Below are 20,898 nucleotides of genomic sequence, written 5' to 3' on the forward strand. Positions count from 1 at the left end.
TTAACAGTCCTTTAAATTTCCCCCAGAAAGATCTAAAACCAGGAAACATACAAAATTAATTAATTATATAAACCCTATTTTTCAATTTAACTGTATAATTTTTTATTTTTATTTGACTCCTCTTCTTCTCATTTCGTCCCCATATCTAAAATACAGCCTCTCCGGTTATCCCTATATTATATTTACTCTCAATTTTTATCTATAGTCTTTAATTTTCGCAACACAGTAACTGTTTTTCATGAGTAAAGCAGGATCTTCCAATCGAAGAATATTTCTTCTGCACATGAAATTTTCTGTACTCCCTGCATAATTTATCCCTTATTTAGTTTTTATTTCAATATTTTTAAAATTAAACAGTATCTTTGTAAAAAAAACAAAACATTTTTATATTTCTCTACATTCTTATTAATGGTGTCAATGAAATCCAAAATAAGCCACTATTTTGCATCGATGGCGCTACTGTCCGGTTTTCTTTTGGCGCTAACAGGTATTGTTTATGCTCTTTCAGTAAATCTTACCAGAAGATCTGATCCCGGAGAAATTGCCATCACTTATGGTTTCATAGGTTTTGGGTTATCCCTGATTCTTACGGGTATCAACCTGATGATCAAGAACCCGAAAGAATATCATCTGCATATTGTAGGAACAGGGCTTGTCCTTAATTTCATAGGGATTGGAGCTTTTCTTGCACTTTACCCCCAGGGTTATCCTGTGTGGGTATATCCCAATGTTACCTATGTGGCAGCTGTATATGCTGCGGGTGTCTGCCTGCTTGCAGGAAACGCCTTTGCAAATACGGTTTTAATTCAGATTGAAGAGAGAGCAAGACAACTTTCTGAAATAGAGTCTGAAAAGATAAAAAGTCACAGTGAAGACGAAATCGAGAAAGAAGTCCAGAGAACTCTCGAAAACGCTCTTACGAATAAAGACGGTTTTTCGAAGTTCAATATGGCATTAAAAGACACCGAATATGATTTTATTCTCGGAAAAGGGCTCATGGAGTCAGAGAAGAAGGTCACTGTTCGGGACGATATTCCTGAAGTTGAGAACCTGAAGTTTGCCAGTACCGGCAAACATGTAGCTCTCGATGAAGGGCTTGATTCAACGTCACTGCTACTTGCCCGGGCCACCAGTACGCCTTCCAGGGGCAAACAAACCAAAGGAATATTCAACAGTAAAACGAAATTTTTCAGGAGACATTAAGATGGCTAAAGGCCTTGATGTAGGAACCATGAATATTATATGCGCGACTAAAGGAAACGGTTCAATTTCCTTTTCTCAGCAGAGAAACGCATTCCTTGAAATGGAATCTAATGACCTGACAAAGCAAATGCTTGATAATGGAAGAGTACTGTACACCCAGAGGGGAAGCATCATTAATGTGCTTGGAGAGGATGCCTTCAAATTCGCAAATGTATTTAACAAACATATCCGAAGGCCCATGAAGCAGGGAATTATAAGCCCTGAAGAAAAGGATTCCATTCCTATGATCAAACTCATTATTGAAAGGGTACTCGGGCTTCCAGAAAAGAAAGACGAACTCCTGTACATTTCCGTCCCTGCAAATCCTGTGGATAACCAGCTCAATGTACTCTACCACGGAAAAACCGTAGAAGCCATTGCCTCCAAACTGGGGTATGTAACCTGCCCTATTGATGAAGGACTTTCAGTCGTGTATTCAGAACTTGGCGAATCCAATTTCACGGGTATCGGGATAAGTGTAGGCGCAGGCATGACAAATGTAACTGTGGCTTACATGGCAACTCCGATTGTTTCCTTCAGCATTGCCCGCGGAGGGGACTGGATTGATGAGCAGGTTGCAATTGCCACAGGCATGGCAAAGGAAAGAATAACCTCAATAAAGGAAACGGACTTCTCACTGTGTGGAGAACACGATCTTGGAAGTGTCCAGGGAGCACTTGCTGTTTACTACGATGCTCTCCTGACATATGTCCTGCAGCATCTCAAGCGCAAACTCTCCGAGACTGCTCCACCAGATGCTGAATTCCAGGTCGCAATTGCCGGTGGAAGCACCAGAACCAGAGGCTTTGCAGAGCTGTTTGAGAGAAGATTAAAGGAAACTGATCTGCCTATCCGGATTTCGGGCGTCAAGAAGAACAGGTTTAACACCTCTGGAACGGATTCAAAGGATCCTCTCTATTCAATTGCCAGGGGATGTTTGATTGCATCTCTCTCAAAGGAGGCAAGCCTCAATCCAGCTTCTTCCCCCTCGTCCGAAGCCCATAGTTCAAGATCTTCTTCACATAAGCCTGAACCTGTAGTGGTTTCGAATAAGAGCTGAAAGAACAAACTCATATCGGTACATTCGAAGGGGGGTCGAAACCCTTCTTCAAATCCCTTATTCTTCAAGCTTCATTTTCTAAACATTTTTCCAGAATTTTTAATCTTTCTTTTCATTCCGACATCTATAAATAATGTATTGTTCATTCTACTTAATGTAAATCAAACTTTACATTATGTACATATGATATGACTACTTGTCTCTAATCCTTTACAACAGAACCAAATCTATGACAACTATATAATGGCAAATTAAACTAAAAGTATGTGAGGAGTCTTCAATGAAGCGAAAGCAATTCAGGATAATTTCTCTACTGACTGTAATGGTTATGGGAGCCGTAGTGGGATTTTCAGTTTCGATAGGAAATCCGGTGCTGGCAGTAGGTGTTGTGCTCGCAGGCATGGCAGTTATGTATAATTTGAAAAACAGATTAGAAGGTGTAGTCGAAGACGAAAGGATTCATCAGGTAAGCCAGAAGGCTTCGCGCGTTACTCTCCAGATAGTTGCACAGGGCTTTGCCCTTGGAGCTGCAGTTCTTATAGCTATGAGGGACACTTTCCCAGGATACACAGATCTTGGTTTCTTCATGGCATATTCGAGCTGCGGGGTTATCGTGCTTTACTCCCTGTTTTACAAATACTATAACAGGGAATATGGTGGATGAGATGAAAAACAATATTAAAGTTTACAGGGCAATTCATAACCTTACTCAGGAAAATCTTGCTGAGAAAGTAGGGGTAACAAGGCAGACAATAAATGCTATTGAGAAAGGAAAATATGATCCTTCTCTTGACCTTGCGTTCAAGCTTGCCAGATTTTTTAACGCAAGTATCGAAGACGTCTTTCTCTATGAGGGCAGCGAGAGTTGAAAGTTGCCCCCAAAATGGTTTTATCTCTTTAAATGTCTGGCATTTTAAAGAATCCCAGAATTCAGGAGAAGGTTTGCCTGAGAAATAAAAGCTCTTAGGCGAGATAATTTGTAAAATAAAATCAAATAATTCTTTTTTGGACCTTAAAATGCCGGCTTTTCAGGAAAAGCAGTAAAAAGTATTTTTTCATGTATTGCTTTAATTTTCATCCTCTTTTTTGCAAAAGCAGACTATATAATATTTTTCCAGCTAAACTTTGCTTTCCTGAGCATTTCTACGCAAATAAACCTGAAGTAAAACACCATATAATCAGGATTTTATTTCTTGTAAAACCGCAACCTGGCAAAGAAGTGAAATTTCAGTACGTAAGTTAAATTTCTTAATCGGGATTAAAGCCTCCGCATCTGGAAAATCAAGATTAGTTTTTAAATAAATTTATAAGGAATGAGTCTCTAGTTATGTACAGATGCCTGTATCTAATATATCGGTTTAATAAAGAATAGCTTAAACAACGGTATTCGTAACAGGCAAATGAGCAAAACCAGTTATCAGAAAAGGAAGATCAGGAGTAATAAAAGCATGATGCAATCTTTTATAGTAGAGCACTACCTCGAAAGTGCCGTAGACGTTTACTGTGGTGGGCCGGATATTTTCAAGGGGACCATAAAAGCCTGTGCAGATAATGTACTCACCCTCGAAGATGAAGGGAAACTGACACACATAGCCATTGACAAGATTATAGCTATGTGGCCACAATAAATTTGAAATCGTAGATTTCAAATTGAGTAAGGGGGCAATCGGGGGCAGAGAAAGGTTGTTCATGATCCTTTTCTGAACCTTATAATTCTCTGGACTGATGGATTGGCTCAGGCTTTTTATTATCCAGGTTTTTTCATGCCTGGATGGAAGCTTATTCTGATTCGTCAGGCGGAACATAAAATACACTGAGGTGCAAGAAATGCAGTCTTTTATAGTGGAACACCATCTTGGCGAAGTTGTGGATGTTTACTGTGGGGGTCCTGACGTTTTTAACGGAAAGGTGGAAGCCTGCGCAGACAACGTACTCACTCTTGAAAAGAACAAAAAATACACGCACATAGCAATTGATAAGATCATAGCTATCTGGCGTGCGTAATCTTGGAAAAAGAGTGTAATCAAAGAGTGTTTTTTTGAAAAGAGAGCTGTCAAATAGAGCAGTTGAATACAGGAGTTGGATGAGGAAAAGTCCAGTCCATGAATGAAATATTTCATCCTTTTCCTAATTTCTATAAAAGCTGAAACTGCTCTATCAGCGGCAGCCGTCCCTCGGGTTTTGACTGTAAATACTTCCTGACCGCTAAAAGCTTTCTATTGTTAGTGGTTTATTTTTTCAGTTCATCATGATTCACAGATCATGCTATGGTTTATATTTTGATGCAGCTTTTTGCATGAGAGGCAATAAATTCTCTCATAAGTTTTGCTCCGAGCATGGCTGTTTGTCCTGAATCATATTCTGGGGCAATTTCTACAATATCAAACGCCATTGAGTAAGGAGCAAGAGTCCTTATTGCAGTCCTGACATCTCTGGCACTCAGCCCGAAAGGTTCAGGCGTGCCAAGGCCGGGGGCGTAAGAAGGGTCTATTGCATCCATGTCAAGGGAAAGGTAGAGCTGGCTGCAGTCCAGCCATTCAATGACTTCTTTGAGGACTTCTACCATGCCTGCGGACTCAACATCATCTGCAGTGTAGTATTTCAGGTTATTTTCCCTGGCAAAAACCCATTCTTCTTCCGGCCCGCTCCTTATGCCTATGGAAACGAGATTACTCGTAATATTTTCCAGAATATTCCGGGATACGCAGGCGTGGTTATGCTTGAGTCCCCTGTACTCCTGCCTGAGGTCAAAATGGGCATCAAGGACAAGAACTCCAAAATCGTCTCCTGCGAACTCGGCGCAGGCTTTGACCGTTGAATAAGTCAGGGAGTGCTCACCTCCAAGCATAATGGGAAGCTTTCCATCGTTCAGCAGGAACTTTACCTCTTCGTAAAGATTCCTCAAAGTTTCATCAACTGAGGCTGAAGTTTCCAGATTTCCTGCATCATGAATAGGAAGGTCCACAAGGTCTATGTCAAAAACCGGGTTATAACTCTCAAAATTTGCAGAAACCTGTCTCATCGCATCCGGAGCCCAGCGGCTGCCTGCGCGGTATGAAGAGGTATTGTCAAAGGGTACGCCGAAAATAACATAGCGTGCAGATTCATAGTCTGCAAGAGCGTCTATAAAGGAATTGGGTAAAAACATACTCTGACCTGATATAAATCATTTAATTAAAAAAAGAGCTCAGGCTGTTAACCTGAGTTTCTGCTAGTTTTCAAGGGATTTATATCCTTATATCGAGCTTGACCTTACTGAGGGCTGTGATATAAGATACCTCTTCACCCTCCTTCACTTTTTCCTTGAGTTCATCAGGAATTACAATTTCAAAGGTTGAAAAGTCTCCCATGTCCATAAGCTGGGCAATGTTTCCTGTGATTGAGATAATCTGTGCGCTCTTTCTTTCCACAATAGGGACATATATTTTGTTTGCAACGGACCCTATGTAGGAACGCTTCTGGCCGTCAAAGAGGCCGATAGCTTCAACCCTTGCCTTTGCAGCGCCATGTTTTCCGGGTTTGGACTTGGTAATGCTTTTTATAACACATGCTTCGTCGTCAATAATTACATATTTCCCTTCTTTAAGGTCCTTTACTTCTACCTGCTGTTTCATAGTGATTCTCCCTTACGGTTTATGTTATGATATATGTAATAAGCTGTAAACGTCATACCGGATTTGATCTAAAGTTTTTCAGTACCAATTCCGGTAAAGTGGTATAAGAAGGCTTTTCTAATTTTTAAGCCTGTCTACCCCTTCATCCATACTTTGCTTAAATGCTCTGTATAGAAAAACTGGAAAGTAGTTACTACCTGAATGCCTGTACAACCTCGCAGGTCGAGACTAATACGATTAATTATCCTAGAGTATATAACGCTTATGCGAGATTTTGTTTTTCCGGGCATAATTTCAGAAAAATCCTCTCGAAAAACTGAATAATTGCATTAATTTAGATGGGATCTCAGGTATTAAACGGTAAATCTGACTATTCAAACCAAACCCAAATGAACCCTGTTCCTGTGGAACTGCAATCAATGCAAAATTCTCGAGTCCATGTTCAGTTTTTCTTCAGCATTTTATTTCCAGCTCTCCAGGTTTTTCTGAAGGGGCACACCTTCTTTATCCCATCCTCTATAATGATAATATTCCTGAAGAGCTGCCTCAAACTCCTTCCTCTGGATTCCGGTTCCTTTTTCTTCGCTTCCAGCATCGAACAGCCTTGCCGGAAGTGTATCATCTTTTCGTGAGAAACCTGCTTTCAGATTATAAATCCTCTCCAGGTTCCAGATCCTTTCTCCTGCCTTCAGGAGTTCAGCAGGTGATATTTTTATCCCTGCCCCAAAATCTAACAGGGCTGAACAGAGTTCTTCGTTGACGGCAAAAACCGAGAATGGGCAGAGTATAAGAGAATCAAGTACAGCAGTCAGGTTTTCAAAAACCTGCAGGATTCCAGCTTTTCCTTTGAGGCTGAAGCGGTCAAGAAGCAGAGGTTTTCCGAGAACTTCCGGTCCTGCCATGAAAGCCGTAAGGTAATCTCCACCGTGGCAGGAGGTCGCGTAAGCAAGAGCCTGCCCTTTGATTCCCCTGGGGTCAAACCCTGAAAGCTCAAGCCCTTTCACATCCATACTGAGATCTTTTCTCTTCAAAGCTGAGAGGTATTTTCTTGCGCCTTCCCCTGCTTTTCCTCCTTCCCCGATTTCTTCAATCAGGCTTTCAAGTTTTCCGGCTTCGATTTTTTCTGATTTCAGTTCTGCTAATGCTCCGAGCACGGAGCCTGCAGAAACAGGGTCAAGCCCGTAATCCTTACACATCCTGTCTGCCATGAGTACGGAGTTAAAGTCCGGGTTTTCAAGGTTAAACCCGAAAGCCCATAGAGAATCGTAGTCCGGAAGAATCTGTCCAGTTTTCTTTATTCTCTGTTTACATCCCAGTGGGCAGGCAGGGCAGTTTTCTTTCTTGAGCTCAAAACTGGCTTTTATATACTCTCCTGAGAACATGTCTGCAAAAGGAGTTCCCCTTTCGGAAAAGTTTCTGCAGGGAATGAGGTTCATATAGTCCAGAAGCTTTACAAATGCAGGAGTGCCGTAGTTTGAAAGACCTTTGGAGAGTACAGGGTTTGCTTCAAAAAGTTTCAGCATTTTTATTTTGAGTTTCTCAAAATTTTCAGGACTGGCTGGAGAGAGTTCTTTTTCCCCTTTTACAAGCACTGCTTTCAGCATCTTTGAGCCTGCAACCGCTCCCAGACCTCCCCTTCCGCTGTGAATGGAATCAATTACAAAAGAAGAAATAAGAACCTCTTTTTCCCCAGCCCTGCCTATACAGGCTACGCTTCCTTTATTTTTAAGGGCTTCAGTGCATGCTTCTGTATTTTTTCCCCAGAGCCTTTCAGCATGTACAATTTTTATCTCATTTTCATTTACTTCTACAAAAGAAGGCCTCTCTGCTTTCCCGGTAATCACAAGGGCGTCGATTTCAGCTTTCTTCAGTTCTCTTCCAAAACCTCCGCCTGCATTCCAGCTGAATACCGTGCCTGTGAGAGGGGATTTTGATGTAATAACTGCTCCTGAGGACATTGGGGCAAGGCCTGTAAGCAGTCCTGAAGTAAATATCAGGGGATTTTCCGGGCTCAGGGGATCAATATAAGGTTCTGAAATCTCGGAAAGCAGTTTTACTCCGAGTCCTCTACCGCCAAGGTACCTGATAATTAGCTTTTCATCAGTCCCGGTGACATTGACCGATTCAGTGCTAAGGTTCACATATACTGTTTTTCCTGTCAATTGAGCCATATCGAAATCCCTCTTCAGACACCTTTATATTTTCTGGCTTGTTTCTATACCCCATACCTGAAAGTGATCTTTAATCAGAACCTTTACCGTGAAAATCTTGAAAGAGCCAGTCTTTAAGAGAAATAAATCTTAGACTATATTATATGAATCTGGAGAAACCTTATATTGTTTCTGTATACGCCATTCTCCGAAACGAGAAAGGAGAGTTCCTTCTGCTCAGGCGCTCGGAAAATTCCCGCACGAACCCCGGGAAATGGGACCTGCCGGGTGGGAAGGTTAACCCGGATGAGTCGCTCAAAGAAGGGGTTGTGCGTGAGGTATGGGAGGAAACCGGAATTTCAATTGTCCCCGGGGATATTGCAGGGGGAGTAAACTTTGAGCTTCCGGAGAAAAAAGTTATCGCTATTGTTTTTAATGGGGGGTATATTGTTGCTGATGTTAAATTGAGTTACGAACACAGTGAATATGCCTGGCTTTCCCTTGAAGATATTCTTGGAATGAATACTCTTCCTTCTTATTTCAGGGATTTCTTCGAAAGGTTTGCTAATGAGAGTAAAAAGCCTTCTGAATTCCCTATTTAACTCAAAGATTGCTGAGTTTTATTTGAAATACTTATCTTCAAGTTTTTTTCTTTTTCTTCTACTGTTCTGCCAGCTTATTCCCAGAAACAGCAGAACTGCAAGAGCCAGAATACCCGCTGCACGTATCAGGCCACCATACTTTCTCCACAATATAGGATTTATATTGTCCCTCATTTCGTGTTCAGGATACATTATATCTTTCGGGTCATTGCTGTGACCGAGGCCAAGGGCATGCCCAAGCTCATGCTTAGAAATACTGAGCATAGTTGCATCTCCATACTGGCGCCATCCCTTGCCCTGATAGTTCCCCACCTCAAGTACTATCTCCACCTCTACGAAACGGTCTCCGGAAATCCCTGGATTTGCATAGCCTGCCACACCCGAAGGAGCACCTTCAACACTTTCAAGGTTTTCAACCCAGCGTATCATTATATCTGCGTCTTCGGAATCAACGACCTCAAAAACAGGAGTATAGTCGAGATTCCCGTTTCCTCCTTTTTCCCAGTATTCGAGAGCTTTTTCTACCTGTTCATAGTACGTAGGGCTGTAATGGGAAGGGACGTTTTTATCGTCTATGTATACTGTAATAGGAGAATGGTCCCAGGGGTTATCAAGAATTTTTTCTGAATCTTCCCCGGACGCTGCGGAAACGGCAGGTGTAAAAAATACCGCCAGCAGTAAAACGAAGGATAAAGTTATTAGATTCACGCTGTTTTGATTTATAAAAATGAGCCCCCGTATCTGTAATTAATTTTAACTATTTTCTTTCAGTTTATCCTGCTGTAAGGATAAAAATGGTGTAAGTTTTCACGAATTTCGTTAGTTTACAGATTAAGTTAGAATTAAAGTTGGAAAGTATCTTCCCAAAAATAAGTTTTAAGATTATAAAAACCTTGACCTTGAGTTATCTACCCGGAAGTTTATCTGGAGCCAGGCTTCAAGGTTCTTTTAACTTAAAAAAGTTGTTTCATAAACCAGGCATTAAAAATTGAACATTTATCAGTTAACCTGATAAAGCTAAATTCTGAATCTTTGCTGCCGGTTTACTTGATGTTTGCTCCTGCGATATTGCATACCTCGCAGTCAGGATCACAACATTGCTCTTCTTCTACTTCAGCTCCTTTTTTATGGTTGTCGTTTTCACCAGGAAATTCGGATGCAAGAGCCCTTGTACTTTCTGCAAGCACTGCAGCATTCGACAGAGATGCCCCTATCATTATTGCAGAAAATATTTTTTCTTTTGAAATCCCTTTTCTTTTTGCTATTCTTAAATGTGTCCTCAGGCAGTGTTCACAGCGAAGGGAAGAAGCCACACCAATGGAGATTAATTCTATGGATTCCTGGTCTAGACTTTTGCCGGCGGTCCTGCATACCTCACAATCAGGAGTACAAACCAGCTCTATTTCTTCTTTATTTTCGCTGCTTTCATTCGGAAATTCAGATTTAAGGGCCTTTTTACTTCCTGCAAGCACTGCGGCTTTCGACAGAGATGCTCCTATCATTATTGCTGAAAGTATTTTCTCTTTCGAAATCTCTTTTCTTTTTGCTATTCTTAAATGCATTTTCAGGCAGTGTTCACAGCGAAGGGTAGAAGCTACACCAATGGAAATGAGTTCCACGGTTTCCTGGTCGAGATGTTTGAACTCCCGCATGATAGAGTTATCATAAAGAGTCTTCGGAATAAAGATCTCAGGGAGATCTTTCAAAAAATTCATAATATAAGGGACTTCTCCGTACTGTTCCCTTACGTCATCGAGGAGTTCCGGGATAACATTCTCGGGGTCATTTTTCAAAATTTCCACAATATCCTCAAGTTCCATAAGAAACCACCAGCATAGATTTACGTGGAAACCGGGCTAGACCCTTTTTCTGGGTCGGGTTTTACAGTTTTAAGGATAAGTGAAAAGGCACAAACCCAGTAAAAATGTAAAGTGGATAATTTTTAGCTCAACAGAATCCGGGTCAAATTGCAAAACCTACGTCAGACTTAGATTTGATTTTTATCAATATATAATTTTTCATTTTTGACCGCGAGATATTTGCAAGCTCGGAAAGAGTCACTCCTTCATCAAATTCCAGTTTTTCTATTTTTTCATGGAATTCGTCATACGGCAGTTTAACCCTGAGGCCATCAAGCTGAAGGGTAAGCGGGGCGGGAGAAAGTACGGTGCGGATTTCCGGAACCTGATTTTCAATCTCTTTCATTACTCTTGCAGGAAGTACTGCAAGCGGATCTTTTGCCTGCTGCTTGCGGATATTATCAGCTATTTTTGAGACCCCTTCATTAAGGCTTTCAAGGGCGTTAACTTCCTCTGTTCTTCTTAACCTGTGAGAAACCCTCCCGATATTACCCACGTAGAGGTCTGCTCCAGGGACATCTTCCGTTTTCAGCTCTGCAGGTCCTCCGGTAACCACAATCGGTATCTCTATACCCTCAAAGAGTTTCGGCTTCTTTTTTGTAATGCAGTCGCTGAAAGAGCCGAAGGAGAAAACTGCAATATCGTGTTCGTTAATCAATTTTCTTTCATAGTCCATTGAAAGGGATACCCTTCTTCCCATTCCCCTCGCGAGCCCTATCATGTTCGTATTGGCTCCTGGGTGGCGGAGATATTCTGCTACGTCGCAGGCTGAGTGAGGGAGGTGATGTGAAGCAAGTGTAGGTGAAACAACTGCTATTTCCACACCTGTTAAAGGTGCTTCCATCAGTACTCCAAGCAGTTCATCAGAGAGTTTTTTTACGATATGAACATCTTTTTCAGGCACAAGCATTATGAGATTAACTTCAGTCCCTGTGACCACTTTCTGGATAATGTAGCCTCCCAGGTCTTCCATCAGTTCGATTAAAAGCCCGTGTTTATGGACTCCGCCGGTGTAAAGATAGGGTAGAAGTACAGCCATCTTATGTTTTCCCTCCTTTCATCAATTCGTCCAGCATTGCTCCTGCCTCTTCTATCCACTCAGTTTTCAACGCTTCTTCGGATGCTACGAAAACAAAGCTGTTGTCTTTATACAGGTGGTAGCGGACCCTGAAACCTTCGGGAGTTGCCCTTATTGCAAATTCTACGAGGTTTTCATGGAGCCTGTGCCTGGGATCTGCAACCATCATTTCTTTAAGAAAAGCAGCTTCTTCTGCAGGCCTATCCGTACTTATAGCTACAGTCCACCGGTCTGGCTGGCTGATGTTAGCTTTTCCATAACGTCCCCAGAGTTTCGTGAGCAGCTCCGGGATGTACTGCTCTTTTTTGATAAGAATTACCACTTCTCCGGCTACAGGCTTTGCTTCCACATCGGCAATATCAATTGTCGTAACCCTGGTGCCTACATCCCTGAGGATGATTGCCATTTGAAAGAGGGAGTCTTCAGGTCTTAACACTACCTTTATCCTTCCTATTGCAGGGGCAAGCTTGAGACTTGCAAGGTTGTCCTCTATAATCTTCCTGTAAAACTCCTTCTCCGAATCAATTGCGGACTCGACAACAAAGGTCTCAAGCGAATCCATTTTGACCTCACTCCTCCACATAGCCGGAAGCTAGAAGGGCTGCTCCTACTGCTCCTATAAGATGGGAGTTTTCGGGCACAAGGACGTTGATTTTGAGAAGTTCTCCCAGGGCTTTCGGGACACCTGCAATCAGTGAAGATCCGCCTACAAGAATCAGCGGCTCTTTTACATCCACTTCCTGAAGCTGCTGCTCATATATCTGTTCTACCACACTATAACAGGCGGCTGCAGCCACATCTTCAGGGGTAGCTCCTTTTGCAAGGGAATTCACAAGGGATTGGGTTCCGAAGACTATGCAGTAGCTGTTCATGGATACATTTTCATGCATACCTTTGACCGCAAGAGCTCCAAGTTCGGTAATATCCACACCAAGACGCTTTGAGATCATTTCAAAGAAACGCCCTGAGGCTCCGGCGCAAATCCCGCCCATTGTAAACATTCCGGGAATTCCGTCTTCAACTGAAATTGCTTTGTTGTCCATCCCGCCTATATCAATAACTGTTGCAGGGCCTCTCTGCTTTCCCGCGAGGTAAACCGCGCCTTTTGAGTTGACGGTAATTTCCTCCTGTATAAGCTGGGCTTTTAAGTGGTTCCCTATAAGGAATCGTCCGTATCCGGTCGTGCCCAGAGCCTGGATTTCTTCCCTGGAGACTCCGGCTTCTTTAAGGGCCTGAGAGTATGCTTCTTCAGCACTTTCCAGGACTTTTGTTGTGGGCACCCAGCCCTTGCCTATTATTTTATTGTCCCTCATTACCACTGCTTTTGTGGTTGTTGACCCTGAGTCTATTCCAGCGGTCAGTCCTTTCTGAACTTCCCTTGCAAGGAGGTGCCTGCGTCTGACAACCGTTGTCAGGGCTTCCAGGCGGGTGAGAAGTGTACCTGCAGTGGTGCTCTCGGTAAAAGAATAGCTGATTACCGGAATATTGGCGTGTCTATGGATGTACCTTCTGACTTCGTTTCTTACGATAGCTCCTTCTGCGCAGCGGAAGCAGGTAGTAATAAAAACTCCGTCAACATTGGCTATGCCTTCAACGACAGCCTTTGCCCGTGCCATCATAAGCCTCAGGTCTCCGCTTGCAACCTCAAGCCCGAAATCCCTGCCGATTGTATCTATCGAAGCGACATCAATTTCAGGGAAAACAAATTTTGCATTCACTTTTGCTGCCGCTTCATCAAATTCAGGCTGAACCCCTGCGTATTCAGAGCCGCAGGATACCAGGGCAATCTTGACAAGCCCAGAATCTTCAGCGCTCATTTTTTGTCCTCCTGTTCTGCTGTTTTTTCCTCTTTTGCCTTCTCTTCCTCGGAATTTTCTTTAGGCAATGAATTCAGGAATTCTGCGATTTTGTTTACAAAATCCTGGGCTTCCTCATAAGATTCAGGATACTTCACTTCAAGTACAGGGACATTTTTTGAGCGGACCAGATATTTCATTAACTCGTTTGTACGGTTACAGCCCACGCAGCCAAAGTTTGCAGGCGGATTTTCAACTATGATTGCTGCTTCTGTCTCTTCTATCAGGGGGCCTATAAGTGCCATCCTTCCCCTTACGCCGGCCGGAACTTCAATTGCAGCATATTTAAGGCCCACTTTAGGGTCTTCGGAAGTGATATTGATAGGAGGAGAATCCAGGCTAATGCTTGTAACTTTTTCTCGTACCTGGTTCATCATGGAAAGGGGTTTGTGCCCAAAACGCTCAACCAGATCAGAAAGAATAAGACTGTTTATCGGGTAAATGAAAACCTTTGACAAAAAAATTCACCTCGAAAGTTCCGCTTCAATAATTTTTTCAAGCTCCGAGACTTTGATCCTGGATTTCTCCTTTTGCTTCTTTTTTACAGATTCTTTTGCTTCCAGTTCATCAAGTGCAGCTCCTATGGCAGGAAGCATCTCAACTTCTTCCCTAAGGAAATGAAAACCAGGTCTCGGACCTCCCCCCCGTGTAGCCCTGCAGCGTCTCTCATCGCCTGCAGGGAATCCCCGGTCTTTTATAAAAATGTGGTTTTTGTCCAGCTGCCGGATTTTTTCGACCACTGCAATGACATCCTCTTTAAGACCTGTTACAATCAGTCCAAAGCATGTTTCCTTCACCTTAACCGGAAACTCCGATTCATAGATCTTCATGGCTGCGTCTGCAGGCAGCACTTTTTCCGAACTGATTACAATGTATTTTGTAATCTCTTCTTTTTTTATCTCTGTCATTTTCTGTCTCTCCTTAGCTTCGGGAGACTTCACCTGCAAAAAAACCAGATATGTGAATCCGCTAAAGCATCAGTCATTTTACTTCGCTTATGTCTCGTTATTATTGCATTACATGTCTGATATGTGATAACTTTTATATTTTAACAATTACCCATTGTCCTGATTCTCAATCTCTTTGTCATCAATTTTCCTGTGCGCAACTTCAGTTATGTATATAGCTTCCCCTTCTTTGACACCTTTAAGTCTATCAGGCTCGATTATCCTTCCAATAATGTTCGTTGAAGACATCTTTTCTCCGGTGGGGCCGAAAAGATCGTCGTCTATAAGTCTTACTCCTATGGTCCCCATTCTTTTTGCTGCCTGATTTGTGATTCCTATTTCCCCTGCGAGTACCATACCAGACGGGGTGTTTTCGGGAAGGATTTCTTTGTATTTCACCACTTCCTTTTCTGTTTTGAAAAGGTAAGTGCTCTCGTATATCATATATACAGGAAGTTTTCCAACGGTTTTAGTTTTGAGTTCAAGAGAGTGGCGGAAAAAGTCCACAGATTTTGGAGCTTTTTCCGGGTAAAGTTCAACCTCGATGAGTTTTTCTCTGGGTACTGCATAAGCAGTTACCTTTGCTTCTCCGAGAATCTCCAGAGTTGTTGGGGGTTCCTGCCTGACAATTACTGCATCTGCCCCTGTGTACCCGTCTCTTACCAGTTCAACCCCTATGGAGGAAAGTACAGGCTCTGCCTCTTCAAAGCTGTGCCCGAGCAGGACGATCTGGGGGGGAAGGCTTTCTACTGACAGTTTCTGCCCCTTTTCTGCAAGTTTGATAAGTTCAAGGCCTTTTGTTACCTGCCCTACTACCGAATGCACAAGGCTTGAGGGCCGTTCCTCTTTGGAAATATATATTCTGCCTGTCCCGTATCCGACAGTCCGCACCCAGATCGCACCTTCTCTCCTGGGCTCAAAATTTTCATAAGGTGCAGGCACTTCTCTAAGAGTGTCGTCCGAAATAAAAGAGCTGGTAACAGCATCAACTTCAAGAGTTCCTTCACGTGTCAGGGCATAGAAGTGTTCTGCTCCCACGGGGGAGTTTCTTGAAAGCTCTACTTCAAAATAAGTATATATACTGTCTTCATCTTCGAGAGGGGTCGAGAGATCTGTGGTGCATTTTTTCTCCGCAATCTGCTCCCATTCTATAACCGGCTCTATGCCAAGGATGGAATCTTCTCTCGAAAGCCTGGAAATAATTTTTCTCCCGGTTACAATTGTTGCAAAAACGCCATCTTCGGGAGATCCATATTCAGCTTTATGTCTTTTTCTGGACAGGATCAAATGGGTATTATGGGGGTCAAACCCTCCAGCTCCGAACAGGACATCAAAAGCTTCAAAACTCCCTGTTTCACGGGAAGGTTTTATATCAGCCTCAAAAGGTCCGAAAGCCACAGCTTCAGGACTTTCCCAGTGGATATTTTTTCCTTCGTACTCTTTATAATGTCTTGACCATAATTCCCCTGAGGGCGACTCAGGATCTTTGATTTCTATCCTCAGCTCCCCTTTGGGTGTAGTGATAGCGTATTCGGTGATCTTCTCCATTCTCTTCTCAGCGGCTTTTTTAATAATTCCAACCGCTGCACCGGCTATGTAAGGGGCTCCGGAAACTTTAAGGGCGTCTCCAAGGGTAGAGCCTGCAGGCAGAGCATAAATCTGCCCGTTCACCTCTACGCTGATCTCATTACTCGTAATCGGCACCTCATTTTAGTATTTTTCCATACTAAGAGGTGGCAGCATATTTATATTTCTTCTGCAGCTTTGATCTTTTCTTCTTCTGTGAGCTGAGCAAGTACTTTATTAGGCAGGCCTAAATCCACGATCTTTCCGCCGCGCATAAGGGCAACACGGTCACAGACCTCATTTACAAAGTCCATGTCGTGGGAGACTATAACAAAAGTTTCTCCTATTTCTTCCCTGGCTTTGAGAATGGAATTTGATACTGCGACTTTTGTGATAGGGTCCATGGTCCCTGTCGGTTCGTCCATGATGACAATTCTTGGCTCCTTGATCAGAACCTGCGCGAGTGCAACTCTATGCCGCTCCCCTTCACTCATTTCATCAGTCATTTTGGGTAAAATAGTTTTTGCCTTATTTTCGTCAAATCCCGCAGCCTTGAGAGTTATCACAGCTTTTCTGACCCCAAGCTCGAACGGAAGATCGAGGCTGATAGACTCTGTAAGGTTGTCTATCACGGAACTGTGGGTATAAAGCCCGTATTCCTGGTGCAGGAATCCCATGTATTTTGTTGCCCTGCCTTTGTTGTCAACCCCTAACTTTGTCATATCTACCCAGTCGTCTCCTATGCGGACTTCTACCTCACCTGAGGTTGGCGGCAAAATCCCCATGAGGATTTTTGAGGTTGTGGTCTTTCCTGCTCCGCTTACCCCTACAAGTCCGAAGATTTCTCCTTCCTTAACATCAAAAGAGATATCGTCTACGGCTCTTACTACTCCTCTGTCTACTGAAATATAGCGCTTTGAAAGGTTCCTCACGCGGATAATAGGCTCTCCTACCAGAGCGTTCTTTTCGTGCCTTGCCATGGATGCACTTTGCATAAAGATTGCAGAAACCTCAAGCGGGTTTCCTTCCTGGACGATTTCTCCGTTTTCTAGCAGGATTGCCTTATCTGCCAGTTTCTCTATTACTTCGGGCCAGTGCGAGGTCAGCACCATGCTCATATTGTAACTCTTAACAGCGTTTATAATAGCGTCGTGAACCAGTTTTGCAGTCATGGGGTCAAGTGTGCCTGTGGGTTCGTCGGCTAACAGGAGCAGGGGATTTCTTACAAGCTGCCTTGCAAGCACAACCCTCTGTTTTTCCCCTCCTGAGAGCTCCCTTGCCACGTGCATCATGCGGTGGCTCAGGTTTACTTCTTCGAGCAGTTCTACCGCCTTTAACATGGCGTCATTTCCCTTATACCCGATTTCATTAAGGGAATTTATGACATTTACCAGAACCCTTTCATCCCCATAAAGGGCAAAAGTTCTCTGGAGCATGATTGCAATGCGTTTGGTGATGTCTTTCCGTATCGGGTCATAAAGAGAAAGTTTTACGAAATCAGCTTCAAATGACTCAAGAATCTCGCCACAGACCAGGCATTTCTGTCCTACCCTGCTTGGACGTTCTATATATCCGCATTTTTCACAGCGGGCCAGATGATATATTACTTCGCCTGAGATATTCTCAAATGATTCGGTCCCGCGCAGCACATGCATCAGGATTGTTTTCCCGGATCCGCTTTTTCCCAGAATTCCAACGACTTCCCCTTCGTTGATGTTTAAATTTACATTTTTCAGGGCTTTGAGACCGTCGAAGTCTACAGTTAGGTTTTTAACTTCAATAAATACTGGCATGCATTTTCCTCCGCAAATTATGAGCTGCATATAAATCTGGTGGCTTTCTCCCGCCTGCCTGGGTGTATCGCTCAAGAGTGAAAGGTAATTACTTCAAAGTGGGATCTCGCATTAACATGATCAATTAATTTCACACATATGGGCAACAAGTAGATAAGAATAAACATTACATAAACATAACGCATTATTTTGTCACTGTTAACATCCATAATCAATATTGGCTGGCAAACTTACTGGATTTTCGGATCTTATAATCCTTTTACCACATCCACAACTTTTATTATATCGTCGAGCACCACATCTGCTGCTTCTCTTAGTTCTTCGGGCCTTTTATCCCCCTGCTGGACTGTCATTATTCCTATGTCTGCTGCCCTGAGAGCCAGGATATCGTTAATTCCATCCCCTACCATAATTACTTTCTCATATCTACTTTTTAGTTCAAGCACGACTTTCTCTTTCATAAGTGGATCTGCAAAGGCAAAGACTCTTTCTATGGGGATATTTATTAACTTTGCAAGTTGCGCCAGGGCGGACATTCTGTCTCCGGATGCTATGTATGTATCAACTTCCATGGCATGGAGCATCTGGACTGTTTGCAGGGTCTTACTGAATACCTGCCCTCCCGTACTGAGCACATAGGGTATTCTTTTTGCCTCAGAGTCTACTATCAGACCTGCCGCAAGGTAAATGCTGTCAGGGCAGCGGGATGTAACTGCTTCAAGCACATCATGCACATCTCCCATGAAAAGGGAAGACCCTTTTATGACTTCACACGCAATATCCGGGGTAAACTGTCCTTTTGAACAGCTTATGCCTATTGAGATTCTATAATCTCTTATAAATTCAAATAAAGACATCTCCCTTCTTGAGCGCAGGATTATTTCTTTCTCTGTATTAAGAGCCACAAGGCCGCAACCGTTTTTTTTCGCGACAATGGCAGTGCTCTCTATGTTTTCGAGAATATTGCCTGTAGTGGAGTCTTTTGCAACTCTATACATATGTAGAAGAGTTCCGGCACTGTCAAAGACCACTGCGATTCGTCTGGCCATGTCAAATGATTATTCTATAAAATAAAAAAATCTTTGTGAAAACAGAGAAATATAGCGGGAAAAAGAAATTTATAAAAATAAATTAAGTGATGAAGTTTAACTTCTATTTACCTTTCTTTACAGAATTGAAGCCCCTGAAATCAAAACTCCTGCAAAAAATCCCAGTATTGCTCCGGTATTCAGGAAGGGCAGCCCTGCCTGGGGTTTTCCTTTCATTACCACAATAGACAGAAGTATATGCCCTGCAAGAGTCCCCAGAATTGCCCCCAGTACAGGATACGAGAACCCTCCGTTTTCAATGAATACATTTGCGGAAACTACCAGCAAAGTGGGCATGACCGCATCACCAAGACCCATGAAAAAAGCTTCGCGTTTTTCTCCCTCTTTAAAAGTTTCTTTAATAAACGAATAGCCAGGATGCTTTGGAATTATGAAGAGAATGGGAAGCTTGAGGTCCATTATGCCTTCAGCCATGGTTATCATGTGTTTCGTCTTATATACAGAGATAGCATCATAGACTGCAAGAAGTATCAGAAGGATTACTACCGGGATAATGGAAAGGGATATCCCTATCAGAGCACTGACTCCGCCGGCTATGCATACTCCCAGAATATCGATTATGTACCATTCCGGATATTTGTAAAGCAGTACTGTCAACCCTGTGGATATCAGGACTGAGAGAATATCTTCAAAACCCGCGAGTGAAGGAATCAGAGAGAATAGTGCGAAAAATACATAGTATAGAGTACTTAGTATAGCGAGATATATGAATAAGCTGATGATCCATTTCATGTTTTTCTTTATCGCTATCAGGACAACAAGCGTGAAAGCCAGGATCATTATGATATAATATATCGAATTGGAAACCTGCGTAGGATCTTCAAAAGCCTGCATGTTGTTAGTTTCCATTGGCGTTGACAGAAGCAGGGAAAGAACCTGTACAATCAGGATTAATCCTGCCATGGAAAGGATTGGTAAATAATCTTTGAGTGAATGTTCGCTGGAACTCAATTAGTAAACTCCTTATTTCTTGACACTATGCTTTTTCTATTCCTTTATATATTTACTCTATCCTCTATCTTCAGTTTTTATACTCTTTATTATACAGTCTATCTTCCCAATTGCTTACCTTATCCATATTCTTTCTTTGATCGGCTCCAGATTAACAGGCTCTCTTGAATTTTTATTTTATAATGCTCTCAAGATTCTGTTAGTTCATCTTATTGTGTTTCCATTAATTCTCTTTCCCATATTGTTTGATTTTTTTGCAATATTACAGAGAAAAACAAATTCGAGATAAAGGACAGATAAATAGTTTATGCAAATAATTAAATAGAATAACTGTATAAAAAATAAACAAAAATAGAAAATATCGTTAATATAGAAGTATATTGAAAATTGAAAAACAGTAAATACTTTATGGGATTATCTCCATTTTGCAATTCCCATTCCGATTATCAGGGAATTTGTTTTTATGCAAAATTTATGATTTCATGAGGAAAATTTTCATAAGTACGTCAGAGGTATATAATGGAGACAAGAGATACAGTATTCCTTATCGTGATGGTTCTGTCATCTTTCCTTCTATCCTTTGAGTGGCTCAGAAGGTTTACATACAAGCCGGATAACCCCTTCATTGACCCTTTAATTATCCTGTCTATTATGGTTCTGACCGGAACCTTATCTCTCATGATCATTTCCATTAACAACAAACTTCAGGACTTTGAAGATAAGATTGAAGCAAGGGACCGCTCCCTCAGGGTTAATATGGAAAGTTCGAATACCAAAATTGAAGAACGGATGAACGAACTCTCAAGCAAAGTTGATAATGCAGTATACGAATTCAACCGCAGAAAATATCACTGATTTCTGCCCTCAATCTTATTTTTCCGCAGGGATTGGTACTGCCAGCCTTCTTCTCGTGTCTGCAACTCTTTTCACATTTTTCTCTTTTTGTCATAAAGGTATTTTTCAGATAGAATCTTACCTCCTGTATCACTTAATTCTCTGGCTTCCTCTTCTTTCTACCTATTTTAGTCTGCTTGAGCGAGCGAAACGAGTAGTCTAAACCAAAAAGTAGTC

Annotated in this window: 22 protein-coding genes; 8 read left to right on the top strand and 14 right to left on the bottom strand. The window is 42.3% G+C overall.

Annotated features, from left to right (window positions below; genetic code table 11):
• The first annotated feature begins 417 nt into the window (after positions 1-417).
• The 6 genes from PLL47_RS08395 to PLL47_RS08420 all read left to right on the top strand — a co-directional run bounded on the left by PLL47_RS08395 (position 418) and on the right by PLL47_RS08420 (position 4,306).
• The gene (locus tag PLL47_RS08395; protein ID WP_324445741.1) at positions 418-1,203 is read left to right on the top strand and encodes a cell division protein CdpA domain-containing protein; all 786 of its coding nucleotides are present in this window, start codon (positions 418-420) and stop codon (positions 1,201-1,203) included.
• Between the two features lies 1 nt (position 1,204).
• Positions 1,205-2,302 carry a disk-shape morphogenesis protein volactin gene (locus PLL47_RS08400; protein WP_324445742.1) on the top strand — a complete coding sequence of 366 codons (1,098 nt, stop codon included), beginning with the start codon at positions 1,205-1,207 and terminating at the stop codon, positions 2,300-2,302.
• Between the two features lie 280 nt (positions 2,303-2,582).
• Positions 2,583-2,966 (top strand): DUF2178 domain-containing protein, encoded by a 384-nt coding sequence (locus PLL47_RS08405; RefSeq protein ID WP_324445743.1) that lies wholly within the window; start codon positions 2,583-2,585, stop codon positions 2,964-2,966.
• A 1-nt stretch (position 2,967) separates the two neighbouring features.
• On the top strand, positions 2,968-3,171 hold the full coding sequence (locus tag PLL47_RS08410; RefSeq protein WP_324445744.1) for a helix-turn-helix transcriptional regulator: 204 nt from the start codon (positions 2,968-2,970) through the stop codon (positions 3,169-3,171).
• 579 nt (positions 3,172-3,750) lie between these two features.
• Positions 3,751-3,930 (top strand): MM0924 family protein, encoded by a 180-nt coding sequence (locus tag PLL47_RS08415; protein ID WP_324445745.1) that lies wholly within the window; start codon positions 3,751-3,753, stop codon positions 3,928-3,930.
• A 199-nt stretch (positions 3,931-4,129) separates the two neighbouring features.
• Complete coding sequence (locus PLL47_RS08420; protein ID WP_324445746.1) at positions 4,130-4,306, top strand: MM0924 family protein; 177 nt, start codon at positions 4,130-4,132, stop codon at positions 4,304-4,306.
• A 268-nt stretch (positions 4,307-4,574) separates the two neighbouring features.
• Here the strand turns inward: PLL47_RS08420 and speB are convergent, their stop codons facing one another.
• From speB to PLL47_RS08435, 3 genes are all read right to left on the bottom strand, one after another.
• Positions 4,575-5,450 carry an agmatinase gene (gene speB, locus PLL47_RS08425; protein ID WP_324445747.1) on the bottom strand — a complete coding sequence of 292 codons (876 nt, stop codon included), beginning with the start codon at positions 5,448-5,450 and terminating at the stop codon, positions 4,575-4,577.
• A 79-nt stretch (positions 5,451-5,529) separates the two neighbouring features.
• Positions 5,530-5,916 (bottom strand): translation initiation factor IF-5A, encoded by a 387-nt coding sequence (locus PLL47_RS08430; RefSeq protein ID WP_324445748.1) that lies wholly within the window; start codon positions 5,914-5,916, stop codon positions 5,530-5,532.
• A 461-nt stretch (positions 5,917-6,377) separates the two neighbouring features.
• On the bottom strand, positions 6,378-8,087 hold the full coding sequence (locus tag PLL47_RS08435) for an aldehyde ferredoxin oxidoreductase family protein (protein ID WP_324445749.1): 1,710 nt from the start codon (positions 8,085-8,087) through the stop codon (positions 6,378-6,380).
• A 143-nt stretch (positions 8,088-8,230) separates the two neighbouring features.
• Here PLL47_RS08435 and PLL47_RS08440 point away from each other — a divergent pair, with 143 nt between their 5' ends.
• Complete coding sequence (locus PLL47_RS08440; RefSeq protein ID WP_324445750.1) at positions 8,231-8,668, top strand: NUDIX hydrolase; 438 nt, start codon at positions 8,231-8,233, stop codon at positions 8,666-8,668.
• 18 nt (positions 8,669-8,686) lie between these two features.
• Here the strand turns inward: PLL47_RS08440 and PLL47_RS08445 are convergent, their stop codons facing one another.
• From PLL47_RS08445 to PLL47_RS08495, 11 genes are all read right to left on the bottom strand, one after another.
• Positions 8,687-9,376 carry a matrixin family metalloprotease gene (locus PLL47_RS08445; protein ID WP_324445751.1) on the bottom strand — a complete coding sequence of 230 codons (690 nt, stop codon included), beginning with the start codon at positions 9,374-9,376 and terminating at the stop codon, positions 8,687-8,689.
• A gap of 335 nt (positions 9,377-9,711) precedes the next feature.
• Positions 9,712-10,488, bottom strand: a complete 777-nt coding sequence (locus PLL47_RS08450; RefSeq protein ID WP_324445752.1) for a carboxymuconolactone decarboxylase family protein — start codon at positions 10,486-10,488, stop codon at positions 9,712-9,714.
• A 142-nt stretch (positions 10,489-10,630) separates the two neighbouring features.
• Positions 10,631-11,566 (bottom strand): methanogenesis marker 7 protein, encoded by a 936-nt coding sequence (locus PLL47_RS08455; RefSeq protein WP_324445753.1) that lies wholly within the window; start codon positions 11,564-11,566, stop codon positions 10,631-10,633.
• 1 nt (position 11,567) lies between these two features.
• On the bottom strand, positions 11,568-12,167 hold the full coding sequence (locus PLL47_RS08460; RefSeq protein WP_324445754.1) for a methanogenesis marker 17 protein: 600 nt from the start codon (positions 12,165-12,167) through the stop codon (positions 11,568-11,570).
• Positions 12,168-12,174: 7 nt separating this feature from the next.
• Positions 12,175-13,422 (bottom strand): methanogenesis marker 15 protein, encoded by a 1,248-nt coding sequence (locus tag PLL47_RS08465; RefSeq protein WP_324445755.1) that lies wholly within the window; start codon positions 13,420-13,422, stop codon positions 12,175-12,177.
• Positions 13,419-13,919 (bottom strand): methanogenesis marker 5 protein, encoded by a 501-nt coding sequence (locus tag PLL47_RS08470; RefSeq protein ID WP_324445756.1) that lies wholly within the window; start codon positions 13,917-13,919, stop codon positions 13,419-13,421. The genes PLL47_RS08465 and PLL47_RS08470 overlap by 4 nt, the downstream gene beginning before the upstream one ends.
• Before the next feature lie 6 nt (positions 13,920-13,925).
• Entirely contained in the window at positions 13,926-14,369 is a 444-nt protein-coding gene (locus tag PLL47_RS08475) for a methanogenesis marker 6 protein (RefSeq protein WP_324445757.1), read from the bottom strand.
• Positions 14,370-14,516: 147 nt separating this feature from the next.
• Entirely contained in the window at positions 14,517-16,112 is a 1,596-nt protein-coding gene (gene mmp3, locus PLL47_RS08480) for a methyl-coenzyme M reductase-associated protein Mmp3 (protein ID WP_324445758.1), read from the bottom strand.
• A gap of 41 nt (positions 16,113-16,153) precedes the next feature.
• Entirely contained in the window at positions 16,154-17,767 is a 1,614-nt protein-coding gene (atwA, locus tag PLL47_RS08485; RefSeq protein WP_324445759.1) for a methyl coenzyme M reductase system, component A2, read from the bottom strand.
• 248 nt (positions 17,768-18,015) lie between these two features.
• A complete protein-coding gene (locus PLL47_RS08490; RefSeq protein WP_324445760.1) occupies positions 18,016-18,816 on the bottom strand; it encodes an HAD family hydrolase in 801 nt (266 codons plus the stop codon).
• Positions 18,817-18,933: 117 nt separating this feature from the next.
• Positions 18,934-19,827: a presenilin family intramembrane aspartyl protease PSH gene (locus PLL47_RS08495; RefSeq protein WP_324445761.1), complete on the bottom strand. Its 894-nt coding sequence runs from the start codon at positions 19,825-19,827 to the stop codon at positions 18,934-18,936.
• A gap of 519 nt (positions 19,828-20,346) precedes the next feature.
• Here PLL47_RS08495 and PLL47_RS08500 point away from each other — a divergent pair.
• A complete protein-coding gene (locus PLL47_RS08500; protein WP_324445762.1) occupies positions 20,347-20,682 on the top strand; it encodes a hypothetical protein in 336 nt (111 codons plus the stop codon).
• Positions 20,683-20,898 lie beyond the last annotated feature (216 nt).

It is taken from the genome of Methanosarcina sp. (assembly GCF_035390745.1).
GTDB lineage: Archaea > Halobacteriota > Methanosarcinia > Methanosarcinales > Methanosarcinaceae > Methanosarcina.